This is a genomic window from Pseudomonas sp. B21-015, assembly GCF_024749285.1.
Taxonomy (GTDB): Bacteria; Pseudomonadota; Gammaproteobacteria; order Pseudomonadales; family Pseudomonadaceae; genus Aquipseudomonas.
The window spans coordinates 2,237,942-2,251,812 of sequence record NZ_CP087196.1; the positions used below are offsets into that span (position 1 = coordinate 2,237,942).

At 60.4% G+C, this 13,871-nt stretch carries 8 protein-coding genes and 1 pseudogene; 4 read left to right on the forward strand and 5 right to left on the reverse strand.

Going from position 1 to position 13,871, the window contains the following annotated elements; all coding sequences use genetic code 11:
- The first annotated feature begins 38 nt into the window (after nucleotides 1–38).
- The 3 genes and pseudogenes from LOY38_RS10185 to LOY38_RS10195 all read left to right on the forward strand — a co-directional run bounded on the left by LOY38_RS10185 (nucleotide 39) and on the right by LOY38_RS10195 (nucleotide 5,909).
- Nucleotides 39–4,790: an RHS repeat protein gene (locus tag LOY38_RS10185; RefSeq protein WP_258699911.1), complete on the forward strand. Its 4,752-nt coding sequence runs from the start codon at nucleotides 39–41 to the stop codon at nucleotides 4,788–4,790.
- An 8-nt stretch (nucleotides 4,791–4,798) separates the two neighbouring features.
- The gene (locus LOY38_RS10190; protein ID WP_258699912.1) at nucleotides 4,799–5,221 is read left to right on the forward strand and encodes a hypothetical protein; all 423 of its coding nucleotides are present in this window, start codon (nucleotides 4,799–4,801) and stop codon (nucleotides 5,219–5,221) included.
- A gap of 365 nt (nucleotides 5,222–5,586) precedes the next feature.
- Nucleotides 5,587–5,909 (forward strand): annotated as a pseudogene (locus LOY38_RS10195) (hypothetical protein).
- 98 nt (nucleotides 5,910–6,007) lie between these two features.
- Here the strand turns inward: LOY38_RS10195 and LOY38_RS10200 are convergent.
- From LOY38_RS10200 to LOY38_RS10210, 3 genes are all read right to left on the reverse strand, one after another.
- Entirely contained in the window at nucleotides 6,008–7,600 is a 1,593-nt protein-coding gene (locus LOY38_RS10200; RefSeq protein ID WP_258699913.1) for a DHA2 family efflux MFS transporter permease subunit, read from the reverse strand.
- Nucleotides 7,597–8,718, reverse strand: coding sequence for an HlyD family secretion protein (locus LOY38_RS10205; protein ID WP_258699914.1), 1,122 nt, complete (start codon nucleotides 8,716–8,718; stop codon nucleotides 7,597–7,599). Before LOY38_RS10205 ends, LOY38_RS10200 begins: the two co-directional genes overlap by 4 nt.
- Nucleotides 8,719–8,882: 164 nt before the next feature.
- Complete coding sequence (locus LOY38_RS10210) at nucleotides 8,883–10,034, reverse strand: MFS transporter (protein ID WP_258699915.1); 1,152 nt, start codon at nucleotides 10,032–10,034, stop codon at nucleotides 8,883–8,885.
- A 168-nt stretch (nucleotides 10,035–10,202) separates the two neighbouring features.
- Here LOY38_RS10210 and LOY38_RS10215 point away from each other — a divergent pair, with 168 nt between their 5' ends.
- Nucleotides 10,203–11,195: a diaminopimelate epimerase gene (locus LOY38_RS10215; RefSeq protein ID WP_258699916.1), complete on the forward strand. Its 993-nt coding sequence runs from the start codon at nucleotides 10,203–10,205 to the stop codon at nucleotides 11,193–11,195.
- Between the two features lie 101 nt (nucleotides 11,196–11,296).
- Here the strand turns inward: LOY38_RS10215 and codA are convergent, their stop codons facing one another.
- Entirely contained in the window at nucleotides 11,297–12,541 is a 1,245-nt protein-coding gene (gene codA, locus LOY38_RS10220; protein ID WP_258699917.1) for a cytosine deaminase, read from the reverse strand.
- A 13-nt stretch (nucleotides 12,542–12,554) separates the two neighbouring features.
- Nucleotides 12,555–13,826, reverse strand: a complete 1,272-nt coding sequence (gene codB / locus LOY38_RS10225; RefSeq protein WP_258699918.1) for a cytosine permease — start codon at nucleotides 13,824–13,826, stop codon at nucleotides 12,555–12,557.
- Between the last annotated feature and the right edge of the window lie 45 nt (nucleotides 13,827–13,871).

Genomic DNA, 13,871 nt, shown 5'->3' on the forward strand with positions numbered 1-13,871 from the left:
TCCTTTTCTCTAGCAACTCCGTACTTTTCGGTGCGTTGATGGAGCACGTTATCCGCATCGAGCAGGAACTCGACAGCTTCCCGCACACCCTTTCGCTCTATCGCGAACAGCTCAAGCATTGGTTCAACCGAGCCGCCGACAAGGCCAGCCACGTGGCGGATCTGCCTTCGCTGATGGGCATGGAGCGGATCATCCGGTTCGGAGGCTCTAGCACCGTTGTCAGCAGCGGTGACGACAAGTTTATCTCCACCGTCGTGCAGTGCCCGAAAGGCGGAAAGCTCGAAATCGAGAGCAAGTTCGAATCGGTTTATGACATTCCCGTGGGGAATATTCAGGTCGATGTGATTGCGCAGGAGAGCGGGGAGTCGACGCCGGTCACACTCGATAAAAACGGCAAGGGATTGTTCCGAGGGGAAGAGGGCAAGTTCTACCGCATTCACGTCCACAACGAAGTGACGCCGCAGCAAGTTGAAGATCTTTTCGCTTCCTACGATGGCCTGACGAAGGAACTCGACAGCTGGCTGCACGATGAATGGCGGACGTTCAAGCCGAAGTGGTCGCAATCGTCTTCGGTGGCTGTAGGCAATGGAATGCTCGCGGGCAGTTGGGCGGCCATTGAAGGTGTGTGGGACGGCATCAGCCTGCTGTCAGACATTCTCAAGGATCCGGCGAGGTTCGCAGAGCGGTTGGGTGAAAGCGTCGCAGAGCTGGAGAGGCTCGCCAAAACCGCACCGGATGTCATGGAAAAAGCCCAGTTGCTAGCCAGTGACGAAGCAGCGCTGTGCCTGCTGGTGCGCTGCGCCAGCCTGTGGTTGGACATGCTGCCACCGAGCGAAATCGCCGGCAAAACCGCCGAAGCGGTGTCGATGGTGGTGGTGCAGCTGTTGATCGACATCCTGATTGGCATCGTCCTGACGTTCGCCGGGGCGGGCGCCGGCATCGCCTATTTGACGATGCGCTTGGCTGATCGAGCCGCGCAGTTACTCAGTGCCGTTCTGCGTCTCGTGAAGGCGATTTTCACGATCATCAATAACTTCATCAGCTACGTCGACCGCTACAAAAAAGTCGCCGCGCGTGGCATCGCGGCGGGCATGAAAAAAGGCCGGATGCAATTGAGCTGGAGCGCACGTCGCAACGCTTCGCTGAAGAAAGACGAACACCACGACGACTCCCCCGATCAAGCGAAAAACCCCAACGGTGACAGCGCCACTTGCGCGCCGTCGACCTGCAAAAATGGCTGCCCGGTATCGATGGTCACCGGTGAAGAACTGCTGACCCTCACCGATGGTTCGCTGGACGGCATCCTGCCGTTTGACTTCACCCGGCTCTATCGCACCAGCGCCGCCGAGATCGACTGCGGCCTGGGTTTTGGCTGGAGCCATTCGCTCGCCCATCGACTGGAAATCGACGGTGATCAGGTCATCTGGATCGACCACGAAAACCGCCGCACCACTTTCCCTATCCCGTCCGCTGAACGCCCGGCGATCCACAACAGCCTCTCGCGCGCCGCGATTTATCTCGGCGCTGCCCCCGAGGAATTGATCCTCGCCCAGGCTGGCGAAGATGCACGTTTTTATCACTTTCATCACGGTCGGCTGACGGCGATCAGCGACGCGTACGACAACCGCCTGCGCCTCACCCGCGACCGCCAGGAACGCATTCAACGCCTCGATAACGGCGCCGGTCGCGCCTTGCTGTTGCGTTATGACCGCGCTCATCTGATCGCCGTCGACTATCAGGTGTTTGTCCCGGCGCAGACCCTCGCCGAGGCCTGGCACACCGAGCAGACGCTGGTCAGTTACCGCTACGACGAATGCGATCAACTGATCGAGGCGAGCAACGCCGCCGGCGAGAGCGAACGCTACGACTACGACGACCAGCACGTGATCCTGCAGCGGCAATTGGCCGGTGGGGCGAGTTTCTTCTGGGAGTGGGAACGGTCTGGCAAGTCGGCCAGATGTGTTCGGCACTGGGCGTCGTTTTCGCAGATGGACACCCGGTACGTCTGGGATGACGAGGGCAGCGTCACCGTCCAGAACATCGACGGCAGCGAAGAGGTTTATGTCCATGACGACCGGGCGCGGCTGGTGCGCAAGGTCGAGCTGGACGGCGGCGAACACCTCAAGGCCTATGACGATCAGGGCCGCTTGCTGGCCGAGCAGGATCCGCTCGGCGCCGTCACTGAATACCGCTATGACGAAGTCGGACGGTTGGTGGCGCTGATTCCGCCGGAAGACGAGCCAACGGCCTACGAATACCGCAACGGTTTCCTGCATGCGCGCTATCGCGGCAACGCGATGTGGAAGTATCAGCGCAACGCGCAGGGGGATGTCACCGAAGCCACCGATCCCGATGGTCAGGTCACCCATTACCACTACGATGCTCAGGGGCGGTTGCTGTCGATCCGTTACCCGGACACCAGCCGGCATGTGTTCGTCTGGAATGCCTTGGGCCAGTTGCTCGAAGAGACCTTGCCCGACGGTGGGCAGCGAAAGTTTTCCTACGATGCGCTGGGGCGGCAGACGACCCGTCAGGACGAACACGGTGCGGTCACCCAGTACCAATGGGACGCCGTTAGCCGACTGGTTCAGACGACGCTTCCTACCGGTGCCACTCGCGCCTTCAGCTACAACGCCTACGGCAAGATCACCGCCGAACGCGATGAACTGGGCCGCGTCACCCGCTACGAATACGCCGACGACCTGCACCTGGTCAGCCGCCGGATCAACCCCGACGGCACCCAACTCAGGTATCGCTACGACAACGCGCAGCTACTGCTCACGGAGATCGAAAACGAATCTGGCGAAACATATCGCCTGGACTACACACCCAACGGATTGATCCGACAGGAAACCGGCTTCGACGGCCGCCGCACCGCGTACGTCTACGATCTCAATGGCCACCTGCTGGAAAAAACCGAGTTCGGCGATGACGGCTCGCAGCGGGTTACGGGGTATCAACGGGACTCGGCCGGACGGTTGCTGACCAAGACCCTGCCCGACGGCATCCAGGTCGACTATCGCTACGACTCGCTGGGCCGACTGACCAGTGTCGACGACGGCCACGACCATCCGCTGGAATTCGAGTACGACCAACAGGATCGCCTGATCACCGAGCACCAAGGCTGGGGCACCTTGCGTTATGGCTACGACGCCTGCGGCCAACTCAACCGCCTGCGTCTGCCGGACGGCAGCAAGCTCGATTACCACCACGCCAAGGGCGGCGCGCTGACGGCCATTGACCTCAACGGCACACGCCTCACCACCCACCAATTCGCCTTCGGCCGCGAACAGCAGCGTCAACAAGGTCAGCTCACCAGCCAATACCACTACGACGAACAAGGCCGGTTACAAGCCCACGCCATCAACCAGCAATCCAGTCCGCTGTACATGCGCCATTACGGGTATGCGGTCAACGGCAACCTGGCAACCATCGCCGACAGCCGTCATGGCCAGCGCAGCTATTACTACGACGCACTCAACCGCCTGACCCGCGTGCGCCACACCCGCGACGACCCACCGGAAACCTTCGCCCACGACCCGGCCGGCAACCTGCTGATGCAGGACCGCCCCGGCGCCGCGAAGGTGCTCGGTAATCGCCTACTCATGCAGGGCGACCGCCACTACGACTACGACGCCTTCGGCAACCTGATCCGCGAACGCCGCGGCACCGCACAGAAACTCGTCACCGAATACCGCTACGACTGCCAGCACCGGCTTATCGGCGTCACCACCCCGGACGGTCGTTGCTCAAGCTACCGCTACGACGCCTTCGGCCGCCGCATCGCCAAAACCGTTGACGGCAAAACTACCGAGTTCTTCTGGCAGGGCGACAACCTCGTCGCTGAAAGTAGCCACGAGCATTACCGCAGCTACGTCTACGAGCCGGGCAGTTTCCGTCCGCTGGCGATGCTCGACGGCAAAGGCCCGCGCAAGGCTTGCCCGTTCTACTACCAACTCGATCACCTCGGTACGCCGCAGGAACTGACAGATTACGGTGGTGAGATCGTTTGGTCGGCGAAGTACAACGCCTATGGCAAGGTCACGCATCTGGCGTTCGGAGGGGGAGAGCAGCTCGATCAGCCGCTGCGTTTTCAGGGGCAATACTTCGACGTCGAAAGCGGCCTGCACTACAACCGGCATCGGTACTATGATCCGGAGGTTGGTCGGTATCTGACGCCGGATCCGGTCAAGTTGGCGGGTGGGCTGAACCAGTATCAATACACCCCGAATCCGACGGGGTGGGTTGATCCGTTGGGGTTGAGCGGGAATTGTCCGCCGCCGAATAAGCCGGAATGTTCCGCGCCGGATGATGTGGGTAAGGCTAAGGTTGATGAGGGGGAGCCTGAGTTACCGAAGCCGAGTGTTGAGGAGATAGCTAAAAAAGAGATTAATAGACTAAACGACAGCCAGGGCATGCATATGGTTGGGAAACATGGTCCAGAGGTTCCAGATACGCCTTTCAAGCAACGGGCAATTGACGGTACGAATCCGATTACTGGTCAACCTCATCGACGAAGGAGAGGAAACCCGAGTTCTAGATTTCATAGTTATACGCTAATGCATAAAGCTTATATTCTTGCAACAACGAGAACGGAAAATGGGCTCCCACGTTTTACAGGAAAGGACAGTGAGGAAAACGATATTGTCAGAATGAGGCTTCCGGGCGCTGGTGAGGGGTATTTCCCCAATCCCCAGTCGCGGGAGAATCCAGAGCTTATTAGATTGGATGGCTTTGAAATGAAATTCGATTCTGATGGCATCCCATTTACGTTATTTCCGATTAAATAGAGTGAAAAATGCTTATTGATCCTGGAACTGGGCAGCCGTATATCCCTACACCCTCTTATTTTTTGGGGTGTTTTGATATTTATGATCGTGAAGAGACTCTGGGTGAGGAATTGGAGGGGTTCGATCCTAATGATCCGACGGACAGGGAGGAGCTAATTCTTAAATATTGCCTACCCAGAAAGCGATCATATAGGCAAAGATTTTTACTTTACAAATGTCTGGAGGAAGCTCTTCAGGACAGAAATTATGATTTCCAATCATTGCTGAAGTATGACCCTGAGGCGTATTCATCATTTCCTGATGGGTGGGATGAGATGAAAAATACCAGGGCATTTTTTGAAGACATTTTTCGCTTGGCAACTGTTGTGTGGGAAGACGACCTTCAAAAAGCCAGCCTTGAAGATCAATCCACTTGGACGACTATCGGTTAGTTGCGTTGATAGTCGTACATGCTGCGAAATTTCTGGACAAGGTCGTCGGAAGTTTCCTTCAACTCGTAGCGGTTTCCATGAACTGGTGTGAAATGTTTTCCATCGATAGTCTCTGGTGGTCACTGAAGATTCAGTGGCAGGGTGTAGGAACCCTTCAATACCGTTAGAGCTACATTGACGTCGATGCTTGGTTTGCGGCCGTTAACGTGCGTCCGTAATATCTGTTGCGGCGGCTATGCGCGGGCACGCTTCGGCGTGGTCGAGTTTTGCTCTAAGGGTCTCGATATTCCTACCCCGTGCATAGCTGCCACCCTAGCCTGTAGGAAGGCCTAAGGCAGCTCCATTTCTTCCTTGGAGCATCTCAAATGAAAAATCTTCACCCCGATCCACCCTACGAAAAACCAATTCCCCACCCCAAAAACCGCTTCATGGCACTCACCAGCAATTGCACCGACATGCCCACCTGTTCGTCGATACCCACGCGCCGTTGGATATCCTGACCAACGCCGCCAGCTATCGAATTCGCGCAGTCACTCAGGTGCTCGAAAACATGTCCATGCGCGGCTCGGTCGAGTGCGACTCGATCATTCTCAGCGACTTCGCCTTGCTCTGCGCCATTCCGTTACGGGACGGGTGCGATGTGCTGGATGTGATTGGGCGACGGTTGAGGGCACGGCCTTCGGAGTAGCGGCGGGACGGTGCGGCGTTCCGACAAGCTCCCTCGCCACAGGATTTTGAATGGCCGGGATGTTTTGGGGCCGCTTCGCGACCCGAAGGCGGCAAGCCTTAATGAGCATCAGCACTCGGCGCGGCCGGTGGTTGTACCTTGTGCATCAAGGGCACCATCGCCGTGGCGAGGATGAAGCAGACCATGATCATCAGGAACGCGTCACCGTAGGTTTGCGTCTGCGCTTCGCGGTAGGTCAGCAGCCACAGCTGATGCAGGCTGGCGGTGACGCCGATGTCACCGCTTTGGCCGAGGGCGGCAAAGTTATGGCCGACCTGGGACAGCCACTGATTGAGTGCTTCGTTGGTGCTGTTGAGGTTCTCCGCCAACCGGGTGAAGTGCAGGTTGGTGCGGTCATTGAGGATCGTGGCGCACGCAGCGATACCCATCGCGCCGCCGAGGTTGCGCATCAGGTTGAACAACCCCGACGCATGTTTGAGCCGTGCCGGTGCCAACCCGCCGAGGGTCAGGGTCACTGCAGGCGGCACTGCCAGTTGTTGCGCGATCCCGCGCAAGGCTTGCGGCAGCATCAGTTCTTTGGCCCCCCAGTCGTGGGTGATCGGGCTGAAATCCCACATCGACAAGGCGAACAGCCCAAGGCCGGTCATCATGATCCAGCGCAGGTCGACGCGGTTGGCCAAAAAGGCGTACAGCGGAATCGCCAGAATCTGGAACACCCCTGTGGAAAAAGCCGCGAGGCCAATGTCCAGCGCGCTGTAACCGCGCACGCGCCCGAGAAACAATGGCGTGAGGTAAATCGTCGCGAACAGGCCGATCCCCGTGACGAACGAAAAGAAACAGCCGAGGGCGAAGTTGCGGTCCTTCAAGGCACGCAAATCGACGATCGGGTTGGCCACGTACAGGGTGCGACCAATGAAGGCTAATCCAGCCAGGCCGCTGATCCAGGCGGTGCTCAGAATCGTGCTATCGCTGAACCAGTTCCAGCGTGGGCCTTCTTCGAGGGTGTATTCCAGGCAACCGAGAAACACTGCCAGGAACAGCATGCTCAGGTAGTCGGCACCTTTGAGCAGCGACAATTCCGGCTGGTCGATTTTCACCAGCATCGGCACCGCCACGGCAACGAAAATCCCCGGCACCAGGTTGATGTAGAACAGCCAGTGCCAGGACGAAATGTCGGTGATCCAGCCACCGATTTCCGGCCCCAGCGTCGGTGCCAGCGAGGCCACGGCACCAATGGTCGCGGCGGCGATTACCCGTTGTTTGCCGGTGAAGAAAAAGAACGCCGTGGTAAACACCAACGGAATCATCGAACCACCGAGAAACCCTTGCAGGGCGCGGAAGGCGATCATGCTCTGGATGTTCCAGGCCGCGCCGCAGAGCAGGCTGGCTAAAGTGAAGCCCACCGCCGAAGCGCAAAACAACCAACGGGTCGAGAACACCCGGGACAACCAGCCCGACAGCGGAATCACGATGATTTCGGCGATCAGGTAACTGGTCTGCACCCAGGCGGTTTCGTCGGTGCCGGCCGAGAGCCCGCCGCCGATGTCACGCAGCGACGCCGAGACGATCTGGATATCCAGCAGCGCAATGAACATGCCGATGCACATCGTGGCGAAGGCGAACACCTTGGTCGCCGTCGCCATGTTGGCGGCGTTGAACGGCTGCGCGGGGGCGGCGAGGGCGCGGCTCATGGCGCGCTGGCCACGGTTGGGGATTCAGGCTCGGCGCGGGTGTCCACTTCGGCAGTCACCGACAGACCGGGACGCAGATGACCGAGCACGCCATCGGCCGGGTCGAGAAGGATCCGCACTGGCACTCGCTGGACGATTTTGGTGAAGTTGCCGGTGGCGTTTTCCGGTGGCAGTACGCTGAACTGCGAACCACTGGCCGGCGCGAGGCTGTCCAGATGACCGTGGAATTCACGCCCTTTGAGCACGTCTGCATGAACGATCACACGCTGGCCCGGCGTCATTCGGGCCAGCTGATCTTCCTTGAAATTGGCATCGACCCACAGCCCGCTGGCCGGTACCACCGACAACAGTTGCGAACCGGCCTGGGCGTAAGCACCAACCCGTGCCCGGCGATTGCCGATCACGCCATCGACGGGGGCTTTCAACTCGGTGTAACCGACGTTCAACTGCGCCAGATCACGCTCGGCCCGCGCTTGTATCAACGCCGCGCGGGCTTGCTGTTTCTGGGTATCGATCACGTTCAACTGACGTTGCGCGGCCAGCAGTTCGGCCTGGGCCCGGGCACTCTGCGCCTGGGCAGTCTTGAAGGTGGCGTTGGCTCGTTGGGCGCTCTCCACCGAGACGGCGTTGCTGCCAACCAGTTTTTTGTAGCGAGCATCATCGTCCCGCGAGCGGGCGGTTTCAGCGCCTGTGGCATCAATGCCGGCACGGGCCTGGCCGATCACCGCGTGTTGCAGTTGTTCGGTGGCGTCGAGGTTGGCGAGCAGCGCTTCTTCGGCGGCCACCGCACCTTCGGCCTTGGCCAGGTTGGCGCGGTAATCGCGGGCGTCGAGACGAATCAGCACATCGCCGGCCTTGACCCTCTGGTTGTCGGTGACCAGCACCTCTTCGATGTAACCCGCCACCTTCGGCCCGATCACCGTCACATCGCCGCCGATGTAGGCGTCGTCGGTTTCTTCGATGAAGCGGCCGGCGGTCCACCAGTGAGTTGCGTACAGCCCGGCGAACACCAGGGTCGCGATGGCCGCCGTCAGCAGCACCAGCCGTTTGAGCAGGGGAGGCTTGGGTGGGTTCACCGTGACAGCGAGGTCGGGTTCAAGGCTGGGCATGCTGGTCATGGAGATTACCTGTGAGAAACGCTTCTTTATTACGGGCGTAATATGTCGCAGGTAATATTTACTGGCAATGGGTATCTGCTGCCGGTCGTCGTTTATTTAATCCACGCGCCAGGGGGGATGCCGGTCATGTCCTTGAAGAACGCCATGAATCAGTTTGCGACGTCTCAAACCTTCAACACCTTCCCGCCAATCGCCACGGCCACCAGCAATACCGCCATCAACCCAAAGGCAAAACTCAAACTGCTGCCATGGGCGATAAAGCCGATCACTGCGGGCCCGGCGAGAATTCCTGCATAGCCCAACGTGGTAATGGCCGGCACGGCGATGCTTTCCGGCATGACGGTCTGTTTGCCCACGGCGGTATAGAGCACCGGCACAATGTTCGAACAGCCAGCCCCCAGCAGCGCATAACCCACCAGCGCCGCTTCCCAGCTTGGTGCAAGTGTCGCCAATGTCAGGCCCGCCGCGGCCGTCAGGCCACCAAACACGATCACTCGTGTGGCACCGAGGCGCCGGACAATGGCATCGCCGGTCAAGCGCCCGACGGTCATGGTCAGCGCAAACGCCGCATAACCCAGCCCCGCATACGCCGTGTCGATCCCACGCTCCTGCGCCAGGAACACCGCGCTCCAGTCGAGCGCCGCGCCTTCGGCCAGGAACACGATGAAGCACATCCCGCCAATAAACAGCACGATGCCATGGGGCACGGCAAACGCCGGGCCGGAGCTTTCACTGCCGTAAGGCAACAGGTGCGGCGCGGCTTTAAGCAATGCCAGCACTAGAACCACGATCACCACCAACATCGCCCCCAGCGGCGAAAAACCCAAACCGAGCAGGGCGCTGACACCCGCCGCGCCGACGATCCCGCCGAGGCTGAACAGCCCATGAAAACCCGACATCATGGTCTTGCCGCTGGCTCGCTCGACGATCACCGCTTGCAGGTTCACCGTCGAATCCACCGTGCCCAGCCCGGCGCCAAACATGAAGAGCGCGGCGATCAACGCCGGAATCGTAGACACCGTAGCCAACAGTGGCAGTGCCGCGCAGATCAACAAGGTCCCGCCGCTCAACACCCGACGGCAGCCAAAACGCGAAGACAGAATCCCGGCCATCGGCATCGCCAGAATCGAGCCCACCCCCAGACACAACAGCAACAGCCCGAGGGTGCCTTCATCCAGCCCCACCCGCGCCTTGGCGTAAGGCACCAGCGGAGCCCAGGCCGCGATGCCGAACCCGGCGATGAAGAAGGCGATGCGCGTGGACATCTGCTCCAGACGTCCGGGAACGAAGGTGGCTTGGGTGTTGAGGTTGGTCATATCGATCCTTGGCAAAAAACGTCGCGTCCCCAAAGGACAGTGAGCAACCGCATAGGGTTCGATCGTCACGTCCGGTTGGGTCGCAGTCAGGCAGGGTGACATCCTTGCACAGCCAGCCGTTGTTTCGCGATATTGTCGACGGATCAATTGTTCATACAGGGGGGCGCCATGACGCGGATGTACGATGCTCGGGGCAATATCTACGCGGTGGTGGCGCCTGACGCCCTGCGCAGTAGCGGTATCAAGCTGCCTGAACAGGCTAGCCAGGCCGCGCAAACCCGTGAGGCCTGGGCGTTGTCGGCCATCGAGGCATTCTGCGCCTGGGCGCCCGGTACGCAACCGCCCGGCAGCAAGGCGTATCGCTGCGATGGCTTGCTGGTGGGGCCGTTTCAATCGTCGCCGCCTTTTGACCTGCTGATCCTCAACACCGACGGCACTCTGGCCGAGCGCAGTGGCAATGGCTTGACGATTTTTTCCCAGGCCCTTAGCGAACAAGGGCTGATGCCGACGGAAGAGGCCTGTCTGCTCCGGGTTCATCACGACAAGAGCGATGCGGTTTCGCCAGTGGAGACTTCAGTGAAACCCGCTGAAATCGATGGCGTGCAAGGGTTCTGGCTGGACCTGGGACAGCCGTCGTTCGGGCCTGAAGCGGTGGCTGCGCAAGGGGTTGAACCCGTGACGTTGATGGGGCGCGAAGTCAGTCATGTACGGCCGTTGTCGGTGCTCGATCCTGCCTGGAATCACAGCCAGTTTGTGCGCATCGGCAATCCGCATTGCGTGACGTTGGTGACAGCCGCCGATGCGTTGCCAAGTAACACCCGGATGCGCGAGCCGGAATTGGCCGAAGGATTGACCCGCATCGCCTATGCCATGCCGACCGGGGCAGGGCAGCCGTGTGTGGCAGGGGTGAACCTGCAATGGGCGATGCTTGAATCCGAGGGGCGAATCGTTGCGCGGGTGTTTGAGCGCGGCGAAGGGCCGACCGCCTCGTCGGGCACCAGCGCCAGTGCGGTGGCGTGCGCCGCGTGGCGAGTGGGGTGGGTGGTGGCCGGGGAGGTGAAGGTGGTCATGCCTGGCGGCACGGCGCCGATTTTGCTGGAAGAACAGGGTGGCGAATTGAGTCGGGTGAGGTTGTTTGGTACGGCGCGGTTGATGGGGTGAATTCAACATCGCCATCGCGGGCAAGCCCGCTCCCACAGCTTCAGCGTGATCCCTGTGGGAGCGGGCTTGCCCGCGAAGAGGCCCGCACAGTCAGTGAAAACTCAGAGCTGATCCGCCCATTCCACCACCGGCATCTGCCGCTTCATCAACACCTTGCCCCCGCGAACCGAATACAGCGGCAGACCCTGACTACGGATCACCTCGTAATCGCTGTCCGCCGACAGAATCAGCAGATTCGCCGGTCGCCCTTGTTCCAGCCCATACCGATCTCCCAACGCCATGGCCTTGGCACTGTTGTCGGTCACCAGATCCAGCGCACTTTGCAGATTGCGATAACCGAGCATGTGGCAGATGTGCAACCCAGCCTCGAGCACCCGCAGGATGTTGCCGTTGCCCAGCGGATACCACGGATCGACGATCGAGTCCTGACCGAAACACACGTTCATCCCCGCCTCGAGCAACTCATTGACCCGGGTCACGCCCCGGCGTTTCGGGAAGCTGTCGAAGCGTCCTTGCAGGTGAATGCTTTCGGTGGGGCAGGAGACAAAGCTGATCCCTGAATGCCCGAGCAGCCGAAACAGTTTGGCGCAGTAGGCGTTGTCGTAGGAGCCCATGGCCGTGGTGTGGCTGGCGGTGACCCGTGAGCCCATGTCGCGGCTGCGGGCCTCTTCGGCCAGCACCTCAAGGAAGCGTGAGTGCGGGTCGTCGGTTTCGTCGCAATGCACGTCCACCAGACAACCGGTGCGCTCGGCCAGATCCATCAGGAACTTCACTGAACTCACGCCCTGATCCCGGGTGTACTCGAAATGCGGAATGCCCCCGACCACATCGGCGCCCAGGCGGATCGCTTCTTCCATCAGTTCCCGACCATTGCGGTACGACTCGATGCCTTCCTGAGGAAACGCGACGATTTGCAGGTCGATCAGGTGGCGGCTTTCCTCGCGGACTTCGAGCATCGCCTTGAGCGCGGTCAGTTCCGGATCGGTGACATCGACGTGGGTGCGCACATGCTGGATGCCGTGGGCGGCGAGGGTCTGGATGGTCTTCTTGGCGCGGGTCTTGGTGTCTTCCTGGGTGATCGTTGCCTTACGCTCGCCCCAGCACTCGATGCCTTCGAACAGCGTGCCGCTCATGTTCCAGCGCGGCTCACCGGCGGTCAGGGTGGCATCGAGGTGAATGTGCGGCTCGACGAAGGGCGGCACCACCAGATTGCCGCCGGCGTCCAGATCATCAGGCCCCAGGGACGGGGCTTCGGTTTGCCGGGCGATGGTGTGAATCAGGCCGTTTTCCAGGTGCAACTCATGCAGGCCTTCTTGGTTGCGCAGGCGGGCGTTGATGATGTGCATCAGGCGAGTCCTTTTAGAGATCTTGGAGTGGTGCGTCGGCGGTACGGGCACCCAGTACCCCGGTCAATAGCACATACGTTAGCGCGGCGGCGGCAATCCCTACCAGTGGCGCGACCCACGGCGAACTGAATGCCGCCACTGTGCCGACCGCGTAAGCGCTCAGCCCCGGCCAGTTGAACGCGGGCAACTGTGTGTCGGCAAAACGAGGGTAGCGGCCTCGATAGCGAAAGAAAAAGTCGGCCATGATCACCCCGCCAATCGGCGGAATCACCGTGCCCAGCAGAATCAGGTAAGGCACCAGCATGTCGTACATGCCCAGCAGTGCCAGCAGCGTGCCGATCACCGCACCGGCCAGGGTCACGGTTTTGCGCCGGCTGGTGCGCAGCAGGTTGCAGCCGGCGACGGCGAAGTTATAGATGGTGTTGTCCTGGGTGCTCCAGATGTTGAGCAGCAACATCGCCATCGCGGCCATGGCGAAGCCTTGCAACAGCAGCACTTCGACCACGTCTGGTTGCTGATAAACGATGGCCCCATAGGCACCGATCAACACCATCAGACCGTTGCCGACAAAAAACCCGATCAGGCTCGCCAGCACCGCCACCCGCGCCGAACGGGAGAAGCGCGTCCAGTTCGTTGCCTGCGTCGCGCCACTGACGAACGTGCCGAACACCAGGGTAATGGCGGTCGACCAATCCAGGGTTCCCGTCGGAACCACCGCGAGCAAACCCTCGAGGCCGCCGACCTTCACCGTCGCGGCCCACATCGACAGCGTCAGCAGCAACATCATGGCCGGCACGGCGATGTACGACAGAATCTCCAGCCCGCGATAGCCGATGTACGCCGTGGCGCAGAAACCCAGGCCGAACAGCGCCATCAGCCCCAGAACGGTGCCCTCGCTCAGTTCGAAATATTTGCCGAGTACGACGGCGGCGGTCGCGGTGCCCCAGGCGTACCAGCCAATCTGGGTGAAGCCGAGGATCAGGTCGCTGAGCTTGCTGCCCACTTCACCGAAGCAGAAACGTCCCATCAGCACCGAGTTGAGGCCGCTCTTGAAGGCGATGTAGCCAAGGCCCGCAGCGTAGATGCCCAGCAGCAGATTGCCGAGGATTATCACTGTCATCATCTCGCCGAAACTGAATGCCACACCGAGTTTGCCGCCGGCAAACATGGTCGCGGTGAAGAAGGTAAAACCCAGCAGCACCATGGCCGTGGAGGCGAGCCCTTTGCGGGCATGCATCGGGACTTCGCTTAAGGGGTAATCGTTGCCCGGATCGTTCTGCGTCATGTGGCGTTCCTTGCTGGATGGAGGACGCGGGGGGTGTTGCAGTGC